The sequence below is a fragment of the Pseudodesulfovibrio senegalensis genome (assembly GCF_008830225.1).
Lineage (GTDB): Bacteria > Desulfobacterota > Desulfovibrionia > Desulfovibrionales > Desulfovibrionaceae > Pseudodesulfovibrio > Pseudodesulfovibrio senegalensis.
This window is the reverse complement of sequence record NZ_WAIE01000001.1, coordinates 503,490-529,570: the sequence shown is the minus strand read 5'-3', so window position 1 is coordinate 529,570 and position 26,081 is coordinate 503,490. Positions and strand designations below refer to the sequence as shown.

Below are 26,081 nucleotides of genomic sequence, written 5' to 3'. Positions count from 1 at the left end.
CCATGAACGAAGTCGCCATATACAATGAAGCCGTGAAACGGGTACCCGCCTACCGAAAATTTCTCATGGAAAAGACGGGAACCATCCCGGAGGTGAACAGCCCGCAGGACTTCGCCAAGGTTCCGCTCATGGACAAGGCGAGCTACATTCTTCAGCATCCGCTGGAAGACCTGTGTCTGGACGGCGACACAAGCTGTGCCCACCTCTGGCTGCGCAGTTCCGGCACCTCGCACGAGCCGTTTTTCTGGCCGCGCCGCCACGAGGACGAAAAGGATTTCCCCCAAGGCATGGCAAAACTCTTCCACCACTATGTGGCCCCGGAAAACCAGCCCACTCTGGTGGTGGTCGGGCTGGCCCTCGGCCCCTGGGGCACGGGAATCCAGACATCCTACGCCTTCCGGGTTCTGGCCGGCGACCATCCCGGCCTTGCCGTATGCTCGCCGGGGCTCAACGCCGACAACATCATCGAGGTTCTGGAACGGATCAGCCCCATGTACCGGCAGACACTGCTGCTGAGCTATCCGCCTTTCGCCAAGAACGTTCTGGAAGAAGCCGCAGAGCGCGGCATCGACCTGCCGAGCCGGAACATCCACTGCATGGTGGGCGGAGAAGGCATCAGCGAGCGCTACCGCGAACGCATGTGGAAGCTCCTCGGCCACACGGACAGGGACCTGCATTCGGTCTGGTCCCTGTACGGGTCCACGGATTTCGCCAACGTGGGTTTTGAAAACCCGCTGACCATTGCGGTGCGCCGCATCCTGATCCAAAACAACCTGTGCGAAAAAATCCTGGGCGAACCGGCCATCCCCATGCTTTTCCAGTGCGCGCCCAACAATTCGCACTTCGAGACGGTGGACGGTGAACTGGTGGTCAGCCGCATACAGGGCATCCCGCTCATCCGCTACCGCAGCGGGGACCACATCCGGTTCATTCCGCGCGAGACCCTTCTGGCCGAACTGCGCGAAACCGGATTCGACGCGGAACAGGCAGTCCGCGACGCGGGGCTGCCCGTGCCGGAAACGCCCACGCCGTTCGCCGCGCTCTACGGCCGCATCGACCAGACCATTTTCTTCTACGGCGCGAACATGACTCTGGACCAGATCAGAACGGCGCTCGAAGCCCCGGCCCTGTCCGCCTATTTCAATGGCCGCTATCTGGCCCGAGCGGACGAGGATGACCAGGGCAACCCGGTCATCGAGATAACCCTGCCCCAATCCGAGGCTCTGACCAAGGCCGACCCGGACCAACTGGCCGACATCTATGCCGGGGAGTTCGCCAAGGTGCAGTCGGAATTTCGACAGGTCTGCGACCAGAAGCCCGGCCACCGGTTCATCCGCATCAAATCCGCGCCGGACTCGGCATTCGAGCTGGGCTGGAAAACCCGACACATGTAATCGCCATGAAAGACAAGCTTTCCCCACTGCTGCGCCCGCTGCTCCTGATCACCGCCATGTTCGCGGCCATGGGCGGCCCGGCCCTTGCCCCGGCCCTGCCCGAGATCAAGGCGACTTACCACGCCATTCCGGGCATCGAATTCTGGACCAAGTGGCTGGTGGGCATCTCCGGACTGTTCGCCGCCATCGGCGCGCCGCTCTTCGGCTGGCTCAGCGACAACTGGGGCCGCCGCCGCTCCCTTGTTCTGGCACTGGCAGGCTGGGGCGTATTCGGCGGCAGCGGCATGATCGAGCAGCCCTTCTGGATGCTCCTGATGGGACGGGCCGGACTGGGACTGAGTCTGGGCGGGCTGCTGGCGGCCAACACCGCGCTCATTGCGGAAAGTTTCGGCAGCATGGAACGGCGGCGCATGATGGGCCTGCAGTCCACCTGCACGTCGCTGGGCGTCATCTTCTCCCTAATCATCAGCGGCTGGCTGGCCGAGCTGCACTGGCACTGGTGCTTTTCCCTGTATCTGCTGGCACTGGTGGCCCTGCCTCTGGCACTGCTCACCCCCACGCCAAAGGCATCGCCCGCGCCCACCGGCGAACGGCCGCCTTCGCCGTTCGTGGGCAGCTTCCTGCTGATCACCCTGTTCGCCCTGCTGGGCATGGCGGCCTTCAACGTCATCCCCACACAGATTCCCTTTTTCCTCAAGCAGGAGGGAGACTATGCGGCCAGACACCTGGGCATGGCCCTGACCATCATGCCCATCGTTTCCGGCATCACGGCGCGATTCTACGCCACCATTTCCCGTACCACGGGGCTGTGGAACCTCTTTCTGATGGGGGGCGGATTCCTGATGGCGGGTTTCTTTGCCATCAGCTTTTCCCACGGCTCGACGCTGAGCCTGACGGGCATGGCTCTGGTCGGCATCGGCATCGGCATCTCCATGCCCCACGTCAACGTGGTCATGGCCACCATCATCCCGCCCCGCTCCGTGGGACGCGCCCTGGGCTTTCTGGCCGGGTGCAAGTTCCTCGGCCTGTTCGCTTCGCCGCTGATCATGCAGCCCGTGCTGGCAGCCTCGGGCTACCGCGACATGTTCCGGTTCGCGGGCGTCCTGCTTTTTCTGGGCGCGGTGCTGCTGGCCGTTGCCGGTCCCCGGTTCCATGCCCGGGACGTGCGCAATGGCCGTTGCCTGACGGACGAGCCCACCCCCGTCCACAACAACCCGGAGGGAGTATGACTCCGACCCCATTTTCGCCCGATGCGGGCATTTCCGCCTTCACTCATGAACACCGGCGAAAGCTGGCCGCCTCCAAGGTCGTCGTGGCGGGCGTGGGCGGCGTGGGCGGCATCGAGGCCGCTGTTCTGGCCGGGCTGGGCGTGGGCGAGATGACCATCTTCGACCCCGGCATTTTCGACGAACCGGACATGAACCGCCAGTTCGGCGCCACGGTTTCCACTCTGGGCGAAAACAAGGCCGTAGCCACGGCCCGGCAACTGCGAAAAATCAACCCCGCCATGCGGCTCACCGTGCTCGACCACGCGCCGCCCACGGCCGAAACGCTGGACGAAATCATGGCCGGAGCCCACGTGGCCATCGACGCCATCGACTACATGGGCTTCGACTACAAGGCCCTGTTCGCGCAGTGCGTGCGCCGGGCAGGACTCTACAACTTCACCGCGCCCATCTCCGGGCTGGCCACCGCGATCTTCATCCTGGACCCCGACGGGATCACGCTGGAGGAACTGTACGACGCCCCCGCGGACGAGTCACTGTGGCCCGCGCACAAGCTGCCTCTGGACCGGCTGCTCGGCCCCAAACTCTATGGCCCACTGGTGGCGGACATGATGGAGGGCCGCCGCACCTACCTGAGCAACTGCGCCGGGATCGCCACCTTCAACGGCGGTCTGGTGGCACTGGAAATAGCCCTGCTCCTGACCGGACTGCGCAGCCCCGAAGAGTTGGTGTGCGCTCCCGAGGCCGTGTACGCGGATTTGCTCACCCGCGAGTGCGGCTCCTACAATCTCATGGAGGCCAAGCAATCATGACCGCACCGTCCGAGCTCACGCTCCAATACCGCTGGAAACTCGTCCGCACGGACGGCAGCCCCCACCTGCTATACTACGGAGTGCGCAACCCGCCCCGCCACCACGAGGTGCTTGTGCCCGTGTCCGAAGAACTGGCCGGCAGGCTGGAGTCCGGCGCGGCCCTGAACGACGATTCCCCGGAAATCCTGGCGCTCAGTGAACAGGGCATTCTGGTCCCGCCCGGCAAGGTGCGGCAGGCCCCGACCCCGGAAACCATGCAGACCTGCACCCGGTGCGTGACCAACGACTACGTGGTGCCCGGCCTCGAATTCGACGAAGAGGGAGTGTGCGCCCTGTGCCGGTGCTACGAGCTCCCGGCCCCGAAGCGGCATTCCGCCTTTGCCACCGTGACCGAACAGGAACTCAGGCAGCTTGGCGAAAACAGCCACGGCTCCCGGTTCGACGCCATGGTCCTCTACACCGGCGGCAAGGATTCCTCGTTCATGCTCTGGCTCCTGGCGCGCAAGTTCGGCCTGCGGGTTCTGGCCGTATTCTGGGACATGCCCTATTGCAGCGAGGCGGCCTATGCCAACATCCACCGGGCGCGCACGGCCATGCCCGAGGTGGAATTCGTGCAATGGACAATTTCCCTGAACACCGTGCACCGGGCCATGGCCGCGAAATGGCGCTCCCACGGCTGGCCCTGCCTGTGTCCCAGTCCGGCCTTTGCCCTGTTCTATCCCATGGCCGCGCGCATGGGCATTCCCCACGTCTTTCTCGGAGTGGAGGACATTCAGGCCGCAGTGCTGGACCACGTGGTGGCCCCGGCCGGTCCGTCCGGCACGCCGCCCACGCCCAGAGAGCAGACCCTGCGTTTTCTCGCCACACGGGCCATTCCCCGGCCCCAGAAGGTTCCCGTGCGCTGGCCCGACGAAATGGCCAACTACCATGCGGCGGTGCGCGACGTCCTGCCCAACGAATTTGCGGAACTGACCGAATTGGTGGAACAAGCCTCCCGCGACGAGAACGTGCACCTGCCCCTGATCGCCCGGCTGGAAACCAACGAGGCCTACGGCACATGGAAGGACGCCCAGCACATCATCGAAACGGAGATGGGATGGCGGCGGCCCGAGAATCAGGATTCCCTGCTGCATACCAGTTGTGTGCTGGAGCCGGTGAAGGACTATTTGCAGATGGAACGGTTCCGGGCCATGCGCACGGTGTTCATGCCCCAGTCCATGGTGGAACTGGGCGCGGCGGTCTCCTTCGGGCTCACCCCGAGAGAAGAAGCCTTGGCCTCGGTCAAAGAGCTGGGCTACTGGGCGCCGCCGCCGGTGCTGGAACGGCTGACCAACGATCTGGGCGTAACCCCCGAAGACGTGGCCGAGGCAACGGACGAACTGCCCTCGGGCATGGCGCGCTGGGCCGGAGTGGACCATGCGTAATGCGGACCATCCCTACGGCTCCACGTTGCGGATACCCAACAGCCCCCTGTGGATCGAAGCGGCGCTCGAGCATACCGAGGCCCTTGCGCGAGCCGTGGGTTTTGATGCGGCGGAAAGCAACAAGATCCGGCTGGCCACCGAGGAGGTTCTGGAGTTCTTTCTGCGGGCCGGAAACGAGGGACAGGACTGCCCGCCCGTGATCCTCCACCTCAACCCGCGCGCCCATGAATTCTTCATCCGGCTGACCACCAAGGGCATGCCTTTCGACGTCCGCAATCTCCCGGCATTCGATCCGCAGGAGGACCCGGCCCACCCCGCCCTCGACGGGCTGGGCCTGCATCTGGCCCGCTGGGCCCTGAACCGGATATCGTTCCACAACATGGGCCGGGAAGGCATTCAGGCGGAACTGATCAAAAACCGGCCGGAGGCCCGGGTGCAGGACATTCTGGGTTCGTCCGCCATGGAAAACGCGCGCGAGACCGGAGCGCAGGTCCCGGTGAAGGACTTCGACATCCGCCCCCTGCGAACCGGAGAAGAGCTGGAGGTTTCCCGGTGCGCCTACCTCACCTACGGCCACTCCTACGAAGGATTCATCTATTATCCCGAACACATTGTGGAAATGAATCAGGATGGGCGATTGCGCTCTCTGGTGGCCGTGACCCCGGACGGAGACATCATGGGACACTGCGGACTCAAGAGTTCGCCCGAGCACAAGAACCGGACCGAGCTCGGCGTCCTTTTTGTCCGGCCCAAATACCGGAAAAACAACGTGGGCGGCTCCTTGTGGAAAGCGGCGGTGGATCTGGCCCGGCACGAAGGATTTGCTTCGGTCTTTGCCCGGTCCGTCACTGGACACAAGGCTTCCCAACGTCTGGCCGAGGAAAACGGGTTTCACGACTGCTGCCTGTTCCTGAACCTGTGCCCGCCCAACGTGGAACTCAAAAGCATCGGCGGCACCCAGCAGGGCAAGATGAGCCTCATGCTTCAATGGCTGGGTCTTCATCCGCCGCACGCCCGCAGCATCCACCCGCCAGAACGCTACGCAAAGATCACGGCCGATCTCTACCGGCGGGCAGGGATTCCCCTGACCGAGGCGGAGAAGGCCCCGGTCCCAGGCGGCGATCCGCTGCTCCACTTCGACCGCATCCCGGACCTCAACGTGGGCATACTCGAAACCGAGGACATCGGCTCCGCCCCGGCCAACGTGATCAACTGGGCGCTCCAGTGCACCCGTTTTCTCTGCCGCGAAAAGCTGGACACCATCTACCTGTTCCTGAATCTGGAACAGCCGGGCGCGGCAGAAGTGGCCGAAGCGTGCGCCAACGGCGGATTCATCTTTGCGGGCATCTCCCCGAACCATTTCCCCAAGGCCGACGGGCTGGTCATGCAATACCTGAACATGCAGGGCGACCCCTTTGCGCATCTGAAAACCCTGAGCGAAACCGCCCGCATGCTCCGCACCTTCATCCGCGACGAGTGGACCACACGGGAGGGCTGACGCCGGGCAGGACCAAAAGCCTTGTGCAAACGGTCATCCTGTATGTCTGAAACCGCCCGAGGGACCAATACAACTGTCCACCCAAAAAACGCCGCTCAGTGGTCCAACAAAGTGGACCCACTTCTCCAACCGAGACAAGGGAGCAACCAAATGAAACCATTTTACGCATTGCTCGTTGTAATCGCACTGTCTTCTTTTGCTGCAGTCGCCCAAGCCCAGGAGGATCCTTATGTCGGCAGTTACTCCTGTTCGGGGGACCCACAGGAGGGGTGCGGTTTTTACGGAGGTACCATTTATCCCATCAGCAATGTGGTTGTGACCAAGGCTGGTGATCGATACAAATTCTGCCTCCAATACCAGCAAGGCAGTGATTCTCAGACTTGCAAGAAAACCGACATTGTCAACGGCCAGGCCAAATGGAAAGGAAGCAGAATGCTGGTCCCGTATGAATTGGAATTCTTCAACGAGACAACGGTGACGATCAGCGGCTCTTCGATAAAGATTGAAGAGAAGGGCGTAGCCAACGGGGACGCCGGTGTCTGCGATCTTACGATGCAAGCCATCTGCACCGAATAGACGTAACGGGCATTTATCGAATGGCTTGGAAGGAAAACCTTCCAAGCCTTTACAATTCGTGGTGGAGCTGGAGGGGGTCGAACCCGCGACCTCTTGCATGCCATGCACGAGGACGGACGCGTAACACTTGAAATATTTTGACTTATTATTTTGAAGTCAACAGAAAATCAGTGGTGTTGGAGGTGTATTGAATGCGTTTGGTTGACCGGATGGTTGACCAGAATTCGGACTAGAATTGCCGCTCCACATCCATGCTTTGATGCAGAACCCTAACAATTATCACTGTCTCGTCCTCAACGCGATAAAAGACGAGATGTTTGCCCACAGGATGACTGAAGTACCCTTCTCGGATGTAGTCGCAATTCCTACCGATGCCGACATTCTCCGCGATCAAATGGAGGGATTGGTCAAGCCGCAAGAGATATTCCTTACGCTGCTCAACGCCCCAAGTCGTTTGGGTGTAACGAGCTATACTTTTGAGGTCGGCATACGCCTTGTTGGTAAGCTGAAATCGCATCTAGCCGTCCAACTCGGCAGACAGCTTTTCGAGGGAGTAATCGGCAATGCCGCTCTTCTCGCCTTCGATGAGTGCGAGCTGAAGCGCTTTGACTTTGGCCTCGCGCTCCTCAAGGAGACGCAATCCTGCGCGAATAGCTTCGCTGGCGGAATTGAAACGCCCTTCCTTGACTTGGTTGCTGATAAAGTTTTCGAAATGTGGGCCAAGCGTAACGCTGGTATTTTTTTGCATTTTGTCCTCCGTATACCTTACTCAGCACGATAATATTTATTGGTACCAAAGGCAAGCGTCCAAAAAATCCAACACGTAACATTGTAACCAACCAGAAAAATTATTAATGTAGATTAAGTAATAGGCAACTCTCAAAAAGGGATGATTATGAGCGAAGGCAATGATTTAAAGCTCTATTGTAATTTAATGAGTGAAATAAAGCGCCGAGACCAAGTCATCAGGTCTCTTCTCCAAGGAACCACCACGACATTATACCCAATGACAAACATTGAATCTATCTATTTACAAATCAGAAAAATACTTGAGCTAATTGCACTTGGATCAATGGTGGCGAATAAAAAGGAATACTCGAAGCAGCATGCAAAATTTCAGAATCACTACAATGCGAAATTCATTCTAAATGATCTAAAAAATATCAACCCTGACTTTTATCCCAAGCCAATAAAAGAGACAAAAAGCGACCAACCTGGAATAGCAAGTCAATGGCAGGAATACGATGGTAGGGCATTGTCTAAAGATGATTTCGTCAAATTATATAAACGATGTGGGTCTTTGATGCATTCACAAAATCCGTATGGGAAGAACAAGAACATCTCTTTTTACAAAAGCAATATCGAAATCTCACTTCAAAAAATTGAAGGACTGCTAAACAGCCACACGGTTCAGTTACTCAGTGGTAATTTATATTTAATACACATGAAGGAAAAAGGACATGACCAAGTCCGTGGCTATATTTTCAAAAAGGTAGCGAACACCATCAAATAGTTTCCATCTGCACTAGCTACCCCCCACTCCCACCTCATACACCTTCATAAGCAGCCCTCACATTGACTTTATCTTTGATCTCAAACAGTTAGTCAACAAAACGGTTGGCCACCCGGTTCACCACCAAGAAAAAGGACCGCATAGCCTGTTAAGCTAAACGGTCCTTTTTTTTAAGAAATATGGTGGTGGAGCTGGAGGGAATCGAACCCACGACCTCTTGAATGCCATTCAAGCGCTCTCCCAACTGAGCTACAGCCCCACGGCGTTGGGAAGAAGGTATTTATCCAACGGGGCAAGAGATGTCAACAGCAAAAAACGCGGCGTTTCCATTTGGCGCGCGTGATTGATTCGGACCGCAAGTTGGCGTATTGCTTCGAACATGGTGGAAATAGCCCGACGAATAGCAATCAAGTTTTTGTGGGTGACCGTGGTCTTTCTGGGCATCACGGTCATCAGCTTCTGGGTCATTCATCTGGCCCCGGGCTCGCCCACGGACCTCGTGACCACGCTGAATCCGCAGGCCGACACCGGCGCGCGCGCCCGGTTCGAGAAGCTCTACGGGCTGGACCAGCCCCTGTACGTGCAATACGGCCAATGGCTGGTGCGGCTCGTCAAGTTCGACTTCGGCAACTCCATTTCCGGCGACCGCCGCCCGGTGTGGGAAAAGATCAAGGAACGCCTGCCCCTGACCTTCGGCATGAACGTGGCCAGCATGGTGCTGACCCTGCTGGTGGCCGTGCCGCTGGGGGTGGCCGCCGCATGGTGGCGGGGCGGCTGGTTCGACCGCACCACCACGGTGATCGTGTTCATCGGCTTTGCCATGCCCGGATTCTGGCTGGCCCTGCTGCTCATGCTCTGGCTCGGCATCCAGTGGCCCATACTGCCCATTTCCGGGCTGACCTCGCTCAATTTCGCGTCCATGTCGCCCCTTGAAAAAACATGGGACCTCGCCAGACACCTGATCCTGCCCATCTTCATCTACACGGCGGGCAGCTGGGCGGGCATGTCCCGGTTCATGCGCTCCAGCCTGCTGGAAGTGCTGCGGCAGGACTACATCATGACAGCCAAGGCCAAGGGACTTTCCAGCCGGGTGGTGCTGTTCCGCCACGCGCTGCGCAACGCGCTCATGCCGGTCATCACCCTTCTGGGGCTTTCCGTGCCCTCGCTCATCGGCGGCTCGGTGATCATAGAATCCATCTTCGCCCTGCCCGGACTCGGCCAGCTCTTTTACGGCGCGGTCATGGCCCGCGATTACCCCCTGATCATGGGCAGCCTCGTGCTCGGCGCCATCCTCACCCTGCTGGGCAACCTGCTGGCGGACGTGGGCTACGGCCTTGCCGACCCGCGCATCCGGCTTTCCGGCGGGAGGCAGTCGTGAACAACATCATGAAATTCAAACGCCCCTCGTTCATTTCGCGCAACGCCCTGCTCATCCTCGGGGTGCTGCTGGTGGGAGTCATCTCGCTGGCGTCGATCTTCGCCCCGTGGCTCACGCCCTATTCCCCGTCCGCGCTGGACGTGGACGCGCTGCTCCAGCCGCCCAGCACCGCGCATCTCATGGGCACGGACGCACTGGGGCGCGACGTCTTCACCCGCGTGCTCTACGGCGGCCGGGTCTCGCTGTGGGTGGGCTTCGTGGCCGTGGGCATATCCTCGGCCATCGGGCTGGTGCTCGGGCTGGTGTCCGGCTATTTCGGCCGGGTGGTGGATGAAATCATCATGCGCGGCGTGGACGTGATGCTCTGTTTCCCCTCGTTTTTCCTGATCCTTGCAGTGATCGCCTTTCTGGAGCCGAGCCTGACCAACATCATGATCGTCATCGGGCTGACCTCGTGGATGGGCGTGGCCCGGCTGGTGCGCGCGGAAACCCTCAGCCTGCGCGAGCGCGATTTCGTGCAGGCCGCGTTGGCGGCCGGGGCCGGACCAACGCGCATCATCTTCCACCACATCCTGCCCAACGCCGTTGCCCCGGTGCTGGTTTCGGCAACGCTGGGCGTGGCCGGGGCCATACTCGTGGAATCGTCCCTCTCGTTTCTGGGGCTGGGCGTGCAGCCGCCGGACGCCAGCTGGGGCAACATGCTCACAGAAGGCAAGGAAGTGCTGGGCGTGGCATGGTGGCTCTCGGTCTTTCCGGGCATGGCCATCCTGCTCACCGTGCTGGGCTACAACCTGCTGGGCGAATCCCTGCGCGACATTCTGGACCCGAGGCTGAAACAGTGATCACGGTCCGCCCGGCCAGGGAACAGGACAGCCGGCTTCTGGAAGCGGTCTGGCACGCGTCGTTCATGGCCAGCTACGCCACGTTCATGCCCGAATCCTATGTGCGGGGCGTGCTGGAAAGCGACGTCATCGGCAAACTGGCCCGCAAGAAATGGGACGAATGTTTCATCGCCGAGGTGGACGGCCAGCCCGGCGCGGTCATGCAGCTCACGGATAATTACGTGGCCGAACTGTGGACCCATCCGGACCACCAAAAAAAAGGCGCGGCCTCGGCCCTGCTCGACCATGCGGAAAAAATGGCCGCGCAACGCGGGTTCGACACCCTGACCCTGTGCACCTATGGCCGCAACACGCAGGCCCGCGAATTCTACCGCAAGCGGGGCTTTGCCGTGCACCGCACCGAGGCCTCGGACCGCGTGCCCGACGACATCGTCTGCCACAAGGTCAAACGCCTTGCGGGCTGAACAAACGGGACTTTTACCCGGGCTTTCATTCGTGTATAACGATTCAGGCCGCGCATGGGCGCGCCCGATTTTTCCGACCACCAAGGACACACCATGCTGGAACTGCTGCGGATACGAAACCTCGCCCTGATCGAGGACGCGGAACTCGAATTTTCTTCGGGCATGAACACCCTGACCGGCGAGACCGGGGCAGGGAAATCGTTCATCATGCGCGCCGTGGACTTCATCATGGGCCAGCGCATGGACCGCAAGCTGGTGCGCCCCGGCGCGGAAAAGGCCGTTGTGGAAGCCCTGTTCGTGCTGCCGGAAGGCGACTGCATCATCCGCCGCGAGCTCTCCGCGGAAACCGGGCGCAGCCGCGTATTCATCAACGACAAACTCAGCTCGCAGGACGCGGTCAAGGAACTGCGGCCCAAGCTCATCATCCACACCAGCCAGCACGGCCAGCAAAAGCTGCTCTCCCCGGCCTTTCAGTCCGAAATTCTCGATACCTTCCTGCCGGATTCCTCCCTGCTGGACGCGCGCGACGCGGCCATGGCCGAACTGCGCTCGGTACTGGAGCAGATCGAGGCTCTCGACAGAAAATGCGAAGACATTGCCAAACAGCGCGAATTCCTCGAATTCCAGAAGCGGGAAATCGAGCAGGTCAACCCCGTCCCGGGCGAAGAAGACGCGCTGGAAGAGCGCAAGGGCATGCTCAAGGACCGCGAACGCGCCGGAGAATGCCTGCGCAAGGCGCTGGACTGCATCCACGGCGACACCAATCTCATCGATGTGCTCTCCCTGCTCTCGCGTGAAATGGACATCATCGCCCGGCTCTACCCGGATTTCGAGGACGACCGAGCAGCCGTGGAGGAATTCCGCCTGCGCCTGCACGAGCTGGAATCCCGGCTCCGGCGCGACCCCGAAGACATTGAGGAAGACGACAGCGACATGACGCTGGACGACATCGAAAGCCGCCTGTTCAAGATATCCCAGCTCAAGCGCAAGCTCGGGCGCGGACTCGGGGACATTGCGGCCCATTTCCAGCAGATCTGCGACGATCTTTCCTTTCTGGATGCCTGTTCGCTGGACCGCAAACGCCTGCAAAAACGGGAATCCGAAGTCTGCCGCACCCTTTCCGAAGCGCTGGACGCCCTGAACAAGGCCCGCAAGAAGGCGGCCCGAGAACTCTGCCTGCACATCGAGGCCGAGTTGACCGACCTCGGTTTTTCCGAACACGTGCGCGTGGAATACGAATTCAGGCCCGTGGAGATCCATCCGGGCGTCACGGACTACAAGGGCCGGCTCATGTGGGTTCCCAACCCGGGCCAGCCCCCGCAGCCGCTGGACAAGATCGCCTCGGGCGGCGAGCTTTCGCGCTTTTTGCTGGCACTGGTCAGCCTGCGGCGCGGACAGGGCGGCGAGCACCTGCCCACCCTGATCTTCGACGAAGTGGACGCGGGCATCGGCGGCCTGACCCTGAACAGCGTGGCCGCCAAGCTCCGGGAGCTGGCCGACCGCCAGCAGATGCTGCTCATCACCCACTGGCCCCAGCTTGCGGGCCGGGCCGAACGGCATTTTTCCATCGTCAAGGAAGTGGAAGGCAACGAGACCTTCACCCGTTGCACAAGGCTGGATCAGGACCAGATACGCGAGGAACTGGCCCGCATGGGCGGCGGCGGTCAACAGGGCGACGCGCTGGCCGCAAGCCTGCTCGACAGATAGCCCAGCCCCCGCGCATCACACTGCCGCTTGCACACCACACCCCATCTCTCAAAATGAGAGAGACACGCACGGTTGCGCCCGTGCGGTAGCCCGGTCCGCAAGGGCCGTTCCCTCCCTCATACCGCAAATCACATTATCACTATGATAGAATAATCATTTTGATAATCTTACGCTTTTGGCAACAAACAAATAAGTCCTTATAAAATCGGTCTGTTAAGCCATACCAAAGCACCAAATCCACCCCATTTCGCATATTGGCCTTGTCTTTGCTATATCTGCTATTTAGGGTCCGAATATACATCGGCGGTATCGCCCGCCGCAACAAGCGACCACACAATGCGGTTCCCCGCACGCCAATAGAACAAGGAGATTTTCGCCATGAGTGCACTGGATTTCGAAAAAATCAACGAACTTGCCAGACAATACGAACCGGACATGACCGCGTTTCTGCGCGACATGATCCGCATTCCCAGCGAAAGCTGCCAGGAAAAGGACGTTGTGCTGCGCATCAAGCAGGAAATGGAAACGGTCGGCTTCGACAAGGTCGAGATCGACCCCATGGGCAACATCCTCGGCTACCTCGGCACGGGCGAACGGCTCATCGCCTTTGACGCGCATGTGGACACCGTGGGCATCGGCCAGCGCGACAACTGGGAATTCGATCCCTACGAAGGCTACGAAAACGACGAATGCATCGGCGGACGCGGCGCATCCGATCAGGAGGGCGGCATGGCCTCCATGGTCTACGCGGCCAAGATCATCAAGGACCTCGGGCTGGACAAGGACTACACCGTGGTCATGGTCGGTTCTGTACAGGAAGAGGACTGCGACGGCCTGTGCTGGCAGTACATCGTGCGCGAACTGGGCCTGAAGCCCGAATTCGTGGTTTCCACCGAGCCCACGGACGGCGGCATCTATCGCGGCCAGCGCGGCCGCATGGAAATCCGCGTGGACGTCAAGGGCGTTTCCTCCCACGGCTCGGCACCGGAACGCGGCGACAACGCCATTTTCCGCATGGGCAAAATACTGGCCGAGTTGGAAGAACTGCATACCCGCCTCAAGGACGACGAGTTCCTCGGCAAGGGTTCCCTGACCGTTTCCGAAATTTTCTACACCTCGCCCTCGCGCTGTGCCGTGGCCGACGGCTGCTCCATTTCCATCGACCGTCGCCTGACCGCCGGGGAAGACAAGGAACTGGCCCTGAGCCAGATCCGCGACCTGCCCGCCGCCCGCGAGGCCAAGGCCGAAGTCTCCATGTACACCTACGACACCCCGGCCTACACCGGCCTCGTCTATCCCACGGACTGCTATTTCCCGTCCTGGGTAGTGGCCGAAGACCATCCCGCGGTGCAGGCCATGGCCGAATCGTACCGTTCCCTGTTCGACAAGGCCCCGCGCATCGACAAATGGACATTTTCCACCAACGGCGTCTCCATCACCGGCATGTTCGACATCCCCACCGTTGGCTTCGGACCCGGGGCCGAGGCTCAGGCCCACGCGCCCAACGAAAAGACGTGGAAAGCCGATCTGGTGCGCTGTGCGGCCGTATATGCCGCCCTGCCCACCGTGTACGTGGAAAACAACTAAGCCCGGAGGCGTTGGTCAATGGCCCGCAAACTCGCAGTGGTCGCCATGGGCGGCAACTCCCTGATACGCGACCCCAGCCGCAAGTCCGTGGAGGACCAGTATGAAGCGGTCACCGAAACGGTCCGCCACATAGCGGAACTCATCGCGGCCGGGTATCAGGTGGTCATCACCCACGGCAACGGACCGCAGGTGGGATTCATCATGCTCCGGTCCGAGCTGGCGCGCCAGTATGCGGGCCTGCACATGGTCCCGCTGGTATCCTGCGTGGCGGACACGCAGGGCGCCATCGGCTACCAGATCCAGCAGGCGCTGGCCAACGAACTGCGCCGCCGGGGACTGGACGGCCAAACCGCCACCGTGGTCACGCAGGTCACGGTGGACCCGGCCGACCCCGGCTTTGCCGACCCGAGCAAGCCCGTGGGCGAATTCTACGAGGCCGCGGAAGTGGACGAGCTCAAGAAGCTGCACCCGGACTGGATTCTCAAGGAAGATTCTGGCCGTGGATTCCGCCGCGTGGTACCATCGCCCAAACCCGTGGACATCGTGGAAACCCCGGCGGTGCGGACGCTGCTGAAAGACGGTTTCCACGTGGTCACGGCCGGGGGCGGCGGCATCCCGGTCATCGACACGGACCAGGGACTGCTGGGCGTGGACGCGGTCATCGACAAGGACCTTGCCACAGGCCTGCTGGCCACGAAGCTGGGCGCGCCGCTGCTGGTCATATCCACGGCCGTTCCGAGTGTGGCCCTGAACTTCGGCACCCCGGAACAGAAGAATCTCGGAACCGTGAGCGTGGACGAAATGCAGGCATATCTGGACCAAGGACACTTTGCCCCCGGCAGCATGGCTCCCAAGGTGCAGGCTGCGCTGGACTTCATCCGCGCGGGCGGCGAAAAAGTCATCATCACCGACCCCCAAACCATCGGCAAGGCCATCAACGATGGCGCCGGAACGCACATAGTGCCCTAATTTTCAGGAGAAAAAACAATGGACAAATGCGGTATCCGCGAAATGATCAAGGACCTGGCCCGGCTGGACTACAAAAACATGTTCGCCAACGACTTTTTCCTGACCTGGGAAAAAAGCGATGACGAAATCGCGGCCACTTTTGCCGTGGCCGACATTCTGCGCGGCCTGCGCGAGCAGAACATCTCCACCAAGGTGTTCGACAGCGGGCTGGGAATCTCCATCTTCCGCGACAACTCCACCCGCACCCGGTTCAGCTTTTCCAGCGCATGCAACCTGCTGGGGCTGGAAGTGCAGGACCTCGACGAAGGCAAATCCCAGATCGCCCACGGCGAAACCGTGCGCGAAACCGCCAACATGGTCTCATTCATGGCGGACGTAATCGGCATCCGCGACGACATGTTCATCGGCAAGGGCAACGCCTACATGCACGAGGTCTCGGAATCCGTGCAGCAGGGCCATGCCGAAGGCGTGCTGGAGCAGCGGCCCACACTGGTCAACCTGCAGTGCGACATCGACCACCCCACCCAGACCATGGCCGACACCCTGCACCTGATCAACCATTTCGGCGGCGTGGAAAACCTGCGCGGTCGCAAGATCGCCATGACCTGGGCCTATTCCCCGTCCTACGGCAAGCCCCTTTCCGTGCCCCAGGGTGTCATCGGGCTGATGACACGCTTTGGAATGGAAGTGCACCTTGCCCACCCCGAAGGCTATGAAGTCATGCCCGAAGTGCTGGAAGTGGCCGAGCGCAACGCGGTCGAATCCGGCGGTTCCTTTGTGCAATCCAATTCCATGGAAGACGCCTTTGCGGACGCGGACATCGTCTATCCCAAAAGCTGGGCGCCCTTTGCTGCCATGCAGGAACGCACCGACCTCTATGGTCAGGGCGACTGGGACGGCATCGACGCGCTGGAAAAGAAGCTGCTGGAACAGAACAAGAGCCACATGGACTGGGAATGCACGGAAAAACTCATGCAGACCACATACAACGGCTCCGGCCTGTACATGCACTGCCTGCCCGCGGACATCTCCGGCGTCTCCTGCGAACACGGCGAGGTGGAGGCTTCGGTCTTCGACCGCTACCGCGTGCCCCAATACAAGCAGGCCAGCTACAAGCCGTACATCATCGCGGCCATGATCTTCCTGTCCAAGATGAAGAGCCCGGCGGACACCCTGTACCGCCTGCTGGAAGAAGAAAAACCCCGCATGCGCTAACCCGCGCACGCACCGGAATATCGAGGAGGAATCTTGATACGGCTCACCCTGAACGGACAACCCGCCGAATACCACGGCGACCCGGAAACTTCGCTGCTCTCATGGCTGAGGAACGACATGAACGTCACCTCGGTCAAGGACGGCTGCTCGGGGCAGGCCGCGTGCGGCGCGTGCCTCGTGGAAGTGGACGGCAAGGCCGCCCTGTCCTGTTCAACGCCCATGCGCAAGCTGGAAAACGCGCAGGTGGTGACCCTTGACGGATTCCCGGAAAAACTTCGCCGTACCCTTGGCCGCGCGTTTGTGGCCAAGGGCGCGGTCCAATGCGGATTCTGCACCCCGGGGTTCCTGACCCGCACCAAGATACTGCTGGATTCCAACCCGGACCCCACCCGCGAGCAAGTGACAAAGGCCGTGCGCCCGCACCTGTGCCGCTGCACCGGCTACGTCAAGATCGTGGACGCGGTGCTCGAAGCGGCGGCCGCCCTGCGCGAGGACCGGGAAATCGAATTCGAATCCGCGCCCGGCATCGGCGTGAGCAGCCCCAAATACATGGCCGTGGAGCGCGCGCTGGGCCAGAAGCCCTTTGTGGACGACCTGCGGCTCGACAACATGGTCCACGGCGCGTTGCGCTTTTCCGACCATCCCCGCGCCCGGATTCTTTCCATGGACCTGAGCAGGGCCGAAAAGGCCCCGGGCGTGATCCGCATATTCACGGCCGGGGACATCCCCGGCAACCGCAACGTGGGCCTGCTTATTCTGGACTGGCCCCTGATGGCGGCCGTGGGCGAGACCACCCGCTGCATCGGGGACGTGCTGGCCGGAGTTGTGGCCGAAACCGAGGCGCAGGCCCGGGCCGCCGTCGCGCTCATCGACGTGGAATACGAGGTACTGGAACCGCTCACGGACATGCGCGAGGCCGAAAACAGCCCCATCAGAATCCACGAGGACGGCAACCTGCTCATCAACAAGCAGGTCAAACGCGGCCGCGACATCCGCACGGTGCTGGACGAATCCGCGTACACGGCCAAAGGCTCCTTTGAGACGCAGGCCATCGACCACGGCTTTCTGGAAACCGAATGCTGCGTGGCCGAACCCACCGAACGCGGAGTGCGCACCTACTCCCAGAGTCAGGGACCATACCGCGAGCGCCACGAAATAGCCGGAATGCTGGGCCTGCCGGAACAGGACGTGGAAGTGGTGCTGGTGGACTGCGGAGGCGCGTTCGGCGGCAAGGAGGACATGACCGCCCAAGGTCATGCCGCGCTCTTTTCCTACCACCTGCAACGGCCGGTCAAGGTCAAGCTCTCCCGGCCCGAATCCATGCGCATGCACCCCAAGCGGCATCCGGCCATCATGGAATACGAAATCGGCTGCGACGAATCCGGCATGCTCACCGGCCTGTACGCCCGCATCCTCGGCGACACCGGAGCCTATGCGTCCGTGGGCGGCCCGGTCATGGCCCGCGCGGCCACGCACGCTTCCGGCGCATATCATTTCACGGACGTGGATATCGAGGCCCGGGCCGTATACACCAACAACATCCCCTGCGGCGCCATGCGCGGCTTCGGGGTCAATCAGGTCACCTTTGCCGTGGAAGGCCTTGTGGACGAACTGTGCGCCAAGGGCGGGTTCGACCGCTGGCAATTCCGCTTTGACAACGCGCTGGACGAAGGCCGCATGGTGGCCACCGGACAGGTACTGGGCAAGGGCGTGGGCCTGCGCCAGTGCCTTGAATCCGTGCGCCGCGAATTCGAGGCGTCCGAACACGCCGGGCTGGCCTGCGCCATCAAGAACTGCGGCATGGGCAACGGGCTGGTGGAGGAAAGCCGCACCTTCCTCGAAATCAACGGGGACGGCTCCATCACGCTGGACCACGGCTGGACCGAAATGGGACAGGGCGTGCACACCATAGCCATGCAGGTACTGCGCGAGGCCGCCGGGCTGGACGCTTCCGTGGTCATCCACCCCCGGGTGACCACCGCCTCCGAGGCCATAGGCGGCCCCACAACGGCCAGCCGGGGCACGCTCATGCTCGGCCGCGCGGTCATCGAGGCCGCCAAAGGACTGCGCGAAGACCTGAAAAACGCCAGCCTCAGGGAGCTTGCGGGCAACCGCTACGAAGGCGAATTCATCTGCGACTACACCGACGCCGAGGGCGAGCCCGGCAAGATCATCAGCCATATTTCCTACGGATTCGCGGTCAACCTCGCCCTGCTGGACGATGCGGGGCGGCTGGAACGGGTCATCGCGGCCCACGACGCCGGGCGAATCATGAATCCCAAGCTCTTTCAGGGGCAGATCGAAGGCGGCGTGGCCATGGGCGTGGGATACGCGCTCTATGAAAGCGTGCCGCAGGAAAAGGGGCGCCTGACCTCGGAAAAATACATGCGCCTCGGCATCCCCAAAATCCACAAACTGCCGAAGATCGAGGTCATTGGCGTGGAAAGCAATGACCCGGAAGGCCCCTACGGGGCAAAGGGCGTGGGCGAGATCGGCTGCATCGCCACGGCCCCGGCCATTGCCAACGCATTCAGCCATTATGACGGCAGGCGTCGATGCACCCTGCCGCTGGAACAACCGAAGACGAAATCATAACGCCTGCGGGCACAAACCGGCACAGCCAGGGAGGCTCCCATGACCCTGTACTTGAAAAACGCCCGGTACATAGACTCCGAGACCCTCAAGGTCCGCTCCACCACCCTTGCCGTGGAACCGGGACCCGAAGGGGCCATCGCGCTGATCAACGACATTCCCAACGAAGACGAACGCCAGCCTGAAGACCGCGTCATGGACTGCAAAAACCGCTTCGTGACCCGCTCGTTCGGCTGCGGCCATCATCACATCTATTCGGCCCTGTGCCGGGGCATGCCCGCACCGCCCGTGATCCCTTCCAACTTTCCCGAAGTGCTGCAATATGTGTGGTGGCGCGTGGACAAGCGGCTGGACCGCGACATGGTCGAGGCCAGCGCACTGGCGGCGGCCCTGCAAATGGCCCGGCGCGGCGTGACCTTCTGCATCGACCACCATGCCTCACCCTTTGCCGTGGAAGGCAGCCTCGAAACCGTTGCCCGGGCATTCGAACGCGTGGGCATCGGCCACCTGCTCTGCCACGAGTCATCCAACCGCGACGGACAGGATATCGCGGAAAAGAGCCTTGCCGAACACGACGCATACCTGTCCTCGGGCCGCCACGGACTCGTGGGACTGCATGCCTCGTTCACCGTGAACGACGACCTGCTGGCCGCCTCCGTGGACCTTGCCGACAAGCATGAAACCGGCATCCACATCCACGTGGCCGAAGACGCGGCCGACGAGAACCACTGCGAAGCCACCTACAACAAACGCGTGGCCGAGCGGCTGCGCGACTTCGGCGTGCTGAAAAGCCCCAAGACCATCCTCGGCCATTGCGTGCATTTCACGGACGAGGAACGGGCCATCGTGGCCGAATCCCCGGCATGGGTGGTCTCCAACGTGGAATCCAACCAGAACAACAACGTGGGCCTGACCGGCTACGGCTGGCTGCAAAATGTCATGCTCGGCACGGACGGCATGCACAACGACATGATCCGCAGCGCCAAGGCGCACCATCTGGTCTGCACGGGCACCGAGGGCATCGGCTACGACGAGGTATACCGCCGCTTCCGCAACGTGCACCGCTACCTTTCCCAGTTCAAGGGCATCGGCGACGGGCCCAACAATCTCGTGATCCTCGACTATGATTCCCCCACCGAAATCACGGACGACAATTTCCTCGGCCACTTCATCTTCGGGCTGGAAGCCGCCCACGTGAACACGGTCATTGCGCAGGGGCGGGTCATCGTGGAAGACCGCCGCTCCACGCTGGTGGACGAACAGGAAATACTGGCCTTTGCCCGCGAGCAGGGCTTCCGGCTCTGGAACAGGCTGACCGAAGATTAACGCAACAAAACGGCAACGCAGGGAGAAACGCATGAGCGCACTGGTCATTACCGGAGGAACCGTGGTCACGGCCACGCGGACCACCCGGGCGGACGTGCGCGTGGAAAACGGCCGCATCATCGAGGTCGGCCCGAACCTGAACGCCGACGACGCACAGGTCATGGACGCCACGGGCTGCTATGTGCTGCCCGGCGGCGTGGACGTGCACACCCATTTCGACCTGACCGTGAACGGCCTCAAGGTCTCGGACGGCTTCGAATCCGGCACCATGTCCGCCCTGTGCGGCGGCACCACGACCATCGTGGAGCACCCCGGATTCGCCGAAGACGGCTCCCTGTTCACTCCGCTGGCCGATACCCGTACCCATGCCCTGAACCGGGCCGCCACCGACTTCGGCGTACACGGCGTTGTCTCCCGCGTGGACGAAAACACGCCGGAAGACCTCGCCACCCTCGTTCACGGCGGCGTGCCCAGCGTCAAGGTCTACACCACCTACGCGGGCAGGCTGAACGACGACCAACTGGCCACGGTGCTTGCGGCCATGGGCCGCGAAAACGGGCTGGTGACCGTGCACGCGGAAAACCATGCGGCCATAACCCAACTGACCGCCGACCTGCGCGCCAAGGGCGAAACAACGCCCCCGGCGCATCCGGCCAGCAGGCCGGGCTGGTGCGAGGCCGAAGCCGTGCAGCGGCTCATCGCGCTTGCAAAAGCCGCGGGCAACGCGCCCCTGTACATCGTACACCTTTCCACAAAAGCCGGGCTGGAACACGTGCGCGCGGCCAAGGCCGAGGGCCTGCCCGTGTATGCGGAGACCTGCCCGCACTACCTGCTGCTCACGGACGAACGATACGAACGGCCCGGCAGCGAGGCCCTGCAATACGTCATGTCCCCGCCCCTGCGAACGCCCGAGGACCGCGAGGCCCTGTGGCAGGGGCTCGCCGACGGCACCATCGACACCGTGGCCACGGACCATTGCTGCTTCAGCCTGCAACAGAAAATCGAACGCGGCGGCAACAACGTATTCGACTGCCCGGGCGGCATTCCCGGTGCGGAAACGCGCCTGCCCCTGCTCTGGTCCGAAGGCGTGGCAAAGAACCGCCTGACCATGAACCGCTTTGTGGAGCTGATCAGCACCGCCCCGGCACGCATCATGGGCCTTGCCCCGGCCAAGGGCGACATCGCCCCGGGCGCGGACGCGGACATCGTCATTTTCGATCCCCACGCCCCCAGAACGATTTCGCCCGAAGCTCTGGCCCATCCGGCGGACTACACGCCCTTTGCGGGCATGGAGGTCCCGGGCTGGCCGCGCGCCGTGCTGCTGCGCGGCGAGGTCGGGGCGCGGGAGGGCCGATTCACGGGCCGGCCCGGCATGGGACACTATGTACCGCGCACACCGGACATACACAGATCAAACGCGCGGCAATCACAAGGATACCAACGCATCACGGAGGAACCATGACCACAGACAGATTCCACTGCGCATCGCTCGAACATATGCTCCAATGGATTTTGAACGACCTTGAAAACGGCGAAGCGCTGGGCATTCCCCAGGCCCTGTTCCTCACCCCGGACACGTCCGACCCCTTCCGCATGCAGCGCTACGGCAGGCTGCTGGAAACGCCTTTGGGCGTGGCGGCCGGGCCGCACACGCAGATGTCCCAGAACATCGTGGCCGCATGGCTGTGCGGGGCGCGCTACATAGAGCTGAAGACCATTCAGGTGCTCGACGAACTGGACGTGACCAAGCCGTGCATCGACATGACCGACGAAGGCTACAACTGCGAATGGTCGCAGGAACTCAAGCTGGACCAGTCCTTCAACGAATACCTGAACGCCCACGTGCTCATGCACGTGCTCAGCCACAGGCTGGGCCGCGAATACGACCCGCAGAACCCGGGCTGGATATTCAACATGAGCGCGGGCTACAACCTCGAAGGCATCCTCAGCCCGGGCGTGCAGCGGTTCTTCGACCGCATGGAAGACTGTAGCGAGGAGCTTGGCCGCAAGATCGACAGCATCGCCGCCCTGTATCCTGCCGTGCGCGAACTGGACATCCCGGCAAGGCTCTCGGACAATCTCACGGTCTCCACCATGCACGGCTGCCCGCCGGACGAGGTGGAAAAGATCGGACGCTATTTCATCGAGGACCGGGGCTACCACACCACCATCAAGATGAACCCCACCCTGCTCGGCCCGGACCGGCTGCGGGCAATCCTCAACGACACCCTCGGCTTCGAGATCACGGTGCCGGACGAGGCCTTCGGTCATGACCTCAAGTACGATCAAGGCGTGAGCATCATCAAAAACCTGACCGGGGCCGCACAGGCCAAGGGTGTGGAGTTCGGCCTCAAGCTGACCAACACGCTGGAAACCAGCAACATCGACCAGAACCTGCCCAAGAACGAGGGCATGGTCTACATGTCGGGCCGCGCCCTGCATCCCATCAGCATCAACCTTGCCGCACGCCTGCAAAAGCAATTTGACGGGCAACTGAACATCTCCTTTTCCGCTGGCGTGGACACCGTGAATATCGCGGGCACGCTGGCCTGCGGACTCAGGCCCGTGACCGTGTGCTCGGACCTGCTCAAGCCGGGCGGCTACGGACGCCTTTCCCAGTATGCCGAGACCGCGCGCACGGCCTGCACCGAGTTGGGCGCGAAGAATCTGGATGAACTGGTCACGACCCGGGCGGGCAAAAAGGACATGGCGCAGGCGCGCATGGCCAATCTGGACGCCTATGCCGAGGCCGTGCTGGAATCCGGCCGCTACGCCAAGGAGGAATTTCCCTACACCTCCATCAAGACGGGCCGCGACCTGCCGACCTTCGACTGCGCGGGCGCGCCCTGCGTCACGGCCTGCTCGGCCGGGCAGGACATTCCGCGCTATCTGGATAGCGTGGCCCGGGGCGATTATGAGGAAGCCTACCGCACCATACTGGCCACCAACCCGTTCCCCCACGTGCAGGGCATGGTCTGCGACCACCTCTGCCAGTTCAAGTGCACGCGCATGAATTACGATTCCACCCTGCTCATCCGCGAGGTCAAACGCTTTGTGGCCGAAAAATGCCACGGCAAGGTGACCATGCAGCCCGCCTCGGCCAACGGGAAAAAAGTGGCCGTGATCGGCGCGGGACCCACCGGGCTGGCCGCCGCGTATTTCCTGACGCTGGAAGGTTTCGAGGTGGCCATATACGAAAGCAAGGACTTTCCCGGCGGCATGGCCGCGGACGGCATCCCCGCCTTCCGGCTGGACGACGGCAGCCTGAAAAAGGACATCGATTTCATTCTCTCGCTGGGCGCGACCCTGCACACGGGCCAAACCATCGACGCCAAGGCCTTTGAAACGCTCACCAATGAAAACGACTTCGTGTATGTGGCCGTGGGCGCGCAGACCGGCGTACGGCTCAACGTGCCGGGCGCGGAAGCCCAAGGCGTGCTGGACCAGCTCGGATTCCTGAGCGACGTCCGGCGCAGCAGGCCCGTTGAACTGGGCAGCAGGGTCGTGGTCATCGGCGCGGGCAACTCGGCCATGGACGCGGCGCGCACGGCCAAGCGGCTCGTGGGCAAAGACGGCGAGGTCAGCATCGTCTACCGCCGCACCCGGGCGCAAATGCCCGCGGACGCGGACGAAATCGCCGGAGCCGTGGAAGAAGGCGTGAACATCGTGGAACTGGCCGCGCCCGAACGCATCGAGACCAAGTCCGGCCGCGTGACCGCGCTGGAAGCGGTGCGCATGGAACTGGGTGAACCGGATGAATCCGGCCGCCGCAGCCCCATCCCCGTGGAAGGCTCCAACTACCGTATCGGGACGGACAGCGTCATCGTGGCCATCGGCCAACGCGTGGAACTGGGCTTCTTGCCCGGCGGCAGCCTGAATGTGGACATGGAAACCATGCGCACGGACATGGATCGGGTATTCGCGGGCGGCGACGCGGCCCGTGGCGCGTCCTCGCTCATCAAGGCCATCGGCGACGGACGGCGCGCGGCCGAAAGCATCATGCGGGAATGCGGGCAGGAACAGCGCACCCGCCTGAACGCCTGCGCTCCCCGCAACGCGAACCTCGACGCCCTGCGCATCAAACAGGCCCGCAAGCTGTATGGCCCGGCCATGCCGGAAAAGGATGCCTGCGACCGCCTGAACTTCGAACTGTTCGTGGACACCCTGAGCGAAGAGGACGCCCGCGCCGAGGCAAACCGCTGCCTGCAATGCGACCTGATCTGCAACATCTGCACGACCGTCTGCCCCAACCGGGCCAACATGGCCGTGCCCACCATGCCCATGGAATATCCCCTGCAACGGGCAGAAACGCATGACGGTCAACTCGAAATACGGACGCTGGGCATGGCCGACATCCGCCAAGCCTATCAGGTGATCAACATCGCGGACTACTGCAACGAATGCGGCAACTGCGCCACGTTCTGTCCCACCAGCGGCGCGCCCTACAGGGACAAGCCGCGCCTGCACCTCTCGGCGCAGAGCTTTGCCGAGGCGGAAAAGGGGTATCATTTCGAAACCCCGACCCTGCTCAGGAGCAAGGGGGAACACGGGCAAAGCACCCTTGAGGACAAGGGGAAGACATACGTTTACGAAGATGACAGGGTCCGTGCGGAATTCGCCAAGGATTCCCTCACGGCCCGCAAGGCGGAACTCAAGAACGGAGCCACCGGAGCCGACCTCGGTCCGGCCTCGGAAATGATGGTGCTCCATACGCTGCTGGCGGACCGCGCCCCGTTTGCGGTCCGGTTCTGAACAACACAACCGGAGGACCCGACATGATCAGGGAATACCACCGACCGGAAAGCATTGAACAGGCCGTGGACCTGTTCCGCAAGCATCAGGGCCGCGCCTGCTACATGGGCGGCGGCGCACAGATCAACGCCCCGGACTCCGGGGCGGGCTGCGACTGCGCGGTCTCGCTGGCCGGTCTCGGGCTGGAAAGCATCGCCACCGGGCGCGACGACGTGATCATCGGCGCGTGCGCCACCCTGCAATCCGTGGCCGACCACCCGGACATGCCGCAGGCCCTGCGTGAAGCCGCCGGGTTCCTGCGCTCCCGCCACATGCGCAACCAGCACACCGTTGGCGGCGACATTGCCGCGCGCAAACACGACTCGTTCACTGCGGCCGCGCTCATGGCCCTGCAAGCCACGGTGCAGACCGCGGACCAGGGCGAAATGAGCGTGGAGGAATACGTTTCCGGAACCTCGGACGCGCTCATCCTTTCCGTGACCGTGCCCGCACAAGGCAAACGCCGCTGCGCGCTGTTCCGTCAAAACCGTTCGCAGCGCGGCCCTCTGCTCATGAACATGGCCGTGGGCCGCGACACTGATGGCGACAATCCCGTGATCGCGGTTTCGGGCGCGGGCATCGGGTTGACCCGGCTGCCTGAAACCGAAGCCCTGCTGGCATCGGGTGCCGATACCGAGCAGATCGCCAGACAGGCGGCCAGCGAGATTGCACCCACCGGGCACTGGCTGGGATCAGACGACTATTTCCGCCACCTGTGCGGCGCTGCTGCGGCGCACTGCATCGGGCAACACGCATAGGGAGAAGCA

Annotated in this window: 21 protein-coding genes and 1 tRNA gene; 19 read left to right on the top strand and 3 right to left on the bottom strand. The window is 62.1% G+C overall.

What is annotated here, in order from left to right:
- Positions 1-2 precede the first annotated feature (2 nt).
- The 6 genes from F8A88_RS02460 (at position 3) to F8A88_RS02435 (ending at position 6,930) form a co-directional block, all read left to right on the top strand.
- On the top strand, positions 3-1,394 hold the full coding sequence (locus F8A88_RS02460) for a phenylacetate--CoA ligase family protein (RefSeq protein ID WP_151149478.1): 1,392 nt from the start codon (positions 3-5) through the stop codon (positions 1,392-1,394).
- Positions 1,395-1,399: 5 nt separating this feature from the next.
- Positions 1,400-2,623, top strand: coding sequence for an MFS transporter (locus tag F8A88_RS02455; protein ID WP_151149477.1), 1,224 nt, complete (start codon positions 1,400-1,402; stop codon positions 2,621-2,623).
- Entirely contained in the window at positions 2,620-3,432 is an 813-nt protein-coding gene (locus tag F8A88_RS02450; protein ID WP_151149476.1) for a ThiF family adenylyltransferase, read from the top strand. The genes F8A88_RS02455 and F8A88_RS02450 overlap by 4 nt, the downstream gene beginning before the upstream one ends.
- Positions 3,429-4,856 (top strand): adenine nucleotide alpha hydrolase family protein, encoded by a 1,428-nt coding sequence (locus F8A88_RS02445; RefSeq protein ID WP_151149475.1) that lies wholly within the window; start codon positions 3,429-3,431, stop codon positions 4,854-4,856. Before F8A88_RS02450 ends, F8A88_RS02445 begins: the two co-directional genes overlap by 4 nt.
- Positions 4,849-6,354, top strand: a complete 1,506-nt coding sequence (locus tag F8A88_RS02440) for a GNAT family N-acetyltransferase (RefSeq protein WP_151149474.1) — start codon at positions 4,849-4,851, stop codon at positions 6,352-6,354. The genes F8A88_RS02445 and F8A88_RS02440 overlap by 8 nt, the downstream gene beginning before the upstream one ends.
- Positions 6,355-6,504: 150 nt before the next feature.
- On the top strand, positions 6,505-6,930 hold the full coding sequence (locus F8A88_RS02435; protein ID WP_151149473.1) for a hypothetical protein: 426 nt from the start codon (positions 6,505-6,507) through the stop codon (positions 6,928-6,930).
- A 229-nt stretch (positions 6,931-7,159) separates the two neighbouring features.
- Here F8A88_RS02435 and F8A88_RS16075 read toward each other — a convergent pair whose 3' ends face one another.
- Together F8A88_RS16075 and F8A88_RS02425 are read right to left on the bottom strand one after the other, a co-directional pair.
- Positions 7,160-7,447 (bottom strand): type II toxin-antitoxin system RelE/ParE family toxin, encoded by a 288-nt coding sequence (locus F8A88_RS16075; protein WP_151149472.1) that lies wholly within the window; start codon positions 7,445-7,447, stop codon positions 7,160-7,162.
- Complete coding sequence (locus tag F8A88_RS02425) at positions 7,448-7,678, bottom strand: type II toxin-antitoxin system ParD family antitoxin (protein ID WP_151149471.1); 231 nt, start codon at positions 7,676-7,678, stop codon at positions 7,448-7,450.
- A gap of 147 nt (positions 7,679-7,825) precedes the next feature.
- On the opposite strand from F8A88_RS02425, the gene F8A88_RS02420 reads away from it, so the two are divergent.
- Complete coding sequence (locus F8A88_RS02420) at positions 7,826-8,443, top strand: hypothetical protein (protein ID WP_151149470.1); 618 nt, start codon at positions 7,826-7,828, stop codon at positions 8,441-8,443.
- A gap of 183 nt (positions 8,444-8,626) precedes the next feature.
- On the opposite strand, the gene F8A88_RS02415 is transcribed toward F8A88_RS02420, so the two are convergent.
- Positions 8,627-8,702 (bottom strand) — tRNA-Ala (locus F8A88_RS02415).
- A 120-nt stretch (positions 8,703-8,822) separates the two neighbouring features.
- Between F8A88_RS02415 and F8A88_RS02410 the strand changes: the two genes are divergently transcribed.
- The 12 genes from F8A88_RS02410 to F8A88_RS02355 all read left to right on the top strand — a co-directional run bounded on the left by F8A88_RS02410 (position 8,823) and on the right by F8A88_RS02355 (position 26,072).
- Entirely contained in the window at positions 8,823-9,821 is a 999-nt protein-coding gene (locus tag F8A88_RS02410; protein ID WP_151149469.1) for an ABC transporter permease, read from the top strand.
- 8 nt (positions 9,822-9,829) lie between these two features.
- A complete protein-coding gene (locus F8A88_RS02405) occupies positions 9,830-10,663 on the top strand; it encodes an ABC transporter permease (RefSeq protein ID WP_151150234.1) in 834 nt (277 codons plus the stop codon).
- A complete protein-coding gene (locus tag F8A88_RS02400) occupies positions 10,660-11,127 on the top strand; it encodes a GNAT family N-acetyltransferase (protein WP_161598312.1) in 468 nt (155 codons plus the stop codon). Before F8A88_RS02405 ends, F8A88_RS02400 begins: the two co-directional genes overlap by 4 nt.
- Positions 11,128-11,220: 93 nt before the next feature.
- The gene (locus tag F8A88_RS02395) at positions 11,221-12,834 is read left to right on the top strand and encodes a DNA repair protein RecN (protein WP_151149467.1); all 1,614 of its coding nucleotides are present in this window, start codon (positions 11,221-11,223) and stop codon (positions 12,832-12,834) included.
- Positions 12,835-13,212: 378 nt separating this feature from the next.
- Complete coding sequence (locus tag F8A88_RS02390) at positions 13,213-14,421, top strand: YgeY family selenium metabolism-linked hydrolase (protein ID WP_151149466.1); 1,209 nt, start codon at positions 13,213-13,215, stop codon at positions 14,419-14,421.
- A gap of 18 nt (positions 14,422-14,439) precedes the next feature.
- Complete coding sequence (gene arcC / locus F8A88_RS02385) at positions 14,440-15,390, top strand: carbamate kinase (RefSeq protein ID WP_151149465.1); 951 nt, start codon at positions 14,440-14,442, stop codon at positions 15,388-15,390.
- Positions 15,391-15,408: 18 nt separating this feature from the next.
- Positions 15,409-16,605 (top strand): knotted carbamoyltransferase YgeW, encoded by a 1,197-nt coding sequence (ygeW, locus tag F8A88_RS02380; protein WP_151149464.1) that lies wholly within the window; start codon positions 15,409-15,411, stop codon positions 16,603-16,605.
- Between the two features lie 33 nt (positions 16,606-16,638).
- Entirely contained in the window at positions 16,639-19,200 is a 2,562-nt protein-coding gene (gene xdh, locus F8A88_RS02375) for a selenium-dependent xanthine dehydrogenase (protein WP_151149463.1), read from the top strand.
- Between the two features lie 39 nt (positions 19,201-19,239).
- Positions 19,240-20,523, top strand: coding sequence for an amidohydrolase family protein (locus tag F8A88_RS02370; protein ID WP_151149462.1), 1,284 nt, complete (start codon positions 19,240-19,242; stop codon positions 20,521-20,523).
- Positions 20,524-20,554: 31 nt separating this feature from the next.
- The gene (hydA, locus tag F8A88_RS02365; RefSeq protein WP_151149461.1) at positions 20,555-21,985 is read left to right on the top strand and encodes a dihydropyrimidinase; all 1,431 of its coding nucleotides are present in this window, start codon (positions 20,555-20,557) and stop codon (positions 21,983-21,985) included.
- On the top strand, positions 21,982-25,275 hold the full coding sequence (gene ygfK / locus F8A88_RS02360) for a putative selenate reductase subunit YgfK (protein WP_151149460.1): 3,294 nt from the start codon (positions 21,982-21,984) through the stop codon (positions 25,273-25,275). The genes hydA and ygfK overlap by 4 nt, the downstream gene beginning before the upstream one ends.
- Before the next feature lie 23 nt (positions 25,276-25,298).
- Positions 25,299-26,072 (top strand): FAD binding domain-containing protein, encoded by a 774-nt coding sequence (locus tag F8A88_RS02355; protein ID WP_151149459.1) that lies wholly within the window; start codon positions 25,299-25,301, stop codon positions 26,070-26,072.
- The last annotated feature ends 9 nt before the right edge of the window (positions 26,073-26,081 follow it).

Coding starts and splice junctions, on each gene's coding strand:
- F8A88_RS02460 (WP_151149478.1), top strand. CDS start 3: ATGAACGAAGTCGCCATATACAATGAAGCCGTGAAACGGGTACCCGCC.
- F8A88_RS02455 (WP_151149477.1), top strand. CDS start 1,400: ATGAAAGACAAGCTTTCCCCACTGCTGCGCCCGCTGCTCCTGATCACC.
- F8A88_RS02450 (WP_151149476.1), top strand. CDS start 2,620: ATGACTCCGACCCCATTTTCGCCCGATGCGGGCATTTCCGCCTTCACT.
- F8A88_RS02445 (WP_151149475.1), top strand. CDS start 3,429: ATGACCGCACCGTCCGAGCTCACGCTCCAATACCGCTGGAAACTCGTC.
- F8A88_RS02440 (WP_151149474.1), top strand. CDS start 4,849: ATGCGTAATGCGGACCATCCCTACGGCTCCACGTTGCGGATACCCAAC.
- F8A88_RS02435 (WP_151149473.1), top strand. CDS start 6,505: ATGAAACCATTTTACGCATTGCTCGTTGTAATCGCACTGTCTTCTTTT.
- F8A88_RS16075 (WP_151149472.1), bottom strand. CDS start 7,447: ATGCGATTTCAGCTTACCAACAAGGCGTATGCCGACCTCAAAAGTATA.
- F8A88_RS02425 (WP_151149471.1), bottom strand. CDS start 7,678: ATGCAAAAAAATACCAGCGTTACGCTTGGCCCACATTTCGAAAACTTT.
- F8A88_RS02420 (WP_151149470.1), top strand. CDS start 7,826: ATGAGCGAAGGCAATGATTTAAAGCTCTATTGTAATTTAATGAGTGAA.
- F8A88_RS02410 (WP_151149469.1), top strand. CDS start 8,823: ATGGTGGAAATAGCCCGACGAATAGCAATCAAGTTTTTGTGGGTGACC.
- F8A88_RS02405 (WP_151150234.1), top strand. CDS start 9,830: ATGAAATTCAAACGCCCCTCGTTCATTTCGCGCAACGCCCTGCTCATC.
- F8A88_RS02395 (WP_151149467.1), top strand. CDS start 11,221: ATGCTGGAACTGCTGCGGATACGAAACCTCGCCCTGATCGAGGACGCG.
- F8A88_RS02390 (WP_151149466.1), top strand. CDS start 13,213: ATGAGTGCACTGGATTTCGAAAAAATCAACGAACTTGCCAGACAATAC.
- arcC (WP_151149465.1), top strand. CDS start 14,440: ATGGCCCGCAAACTCGCAGTGGTCGCCATGGGCGGCAACTCCCTGATA.
- ygeW (WP_151149464.1), top strand. CDS start 15,409: ATGGACAAATGCGGTATCCGCGAAATGATCAAGGACCTGGCCCGGCTG.
- F8A88_RS02370 (WP_151149462.1), top strand. CDS start 19,240: ATGACCCTGTACTTGAAAAACGCCCGGTACATAGACTCCGAGACCCTC.
- hydA (WP_151149461.1), top strand. CDS start 20,555: ATGAGCGCACTGGTCATTACCGGAGGAACCGTGGTCACGGCCACGCGG.
- ygfK (WP_151149460.1), top strand. CDS start 21,982: ATGACCACAGACAGATTCCACTGCGCATCGCTCGAACATATGCTCCAA.
- F8A88_RS02355 (WP_151149459.1), top strand. CDS start 25,299: ATGATCAGGGAATACCACCGACCGGAAAGCATTGAACAGGCCGTGGAC.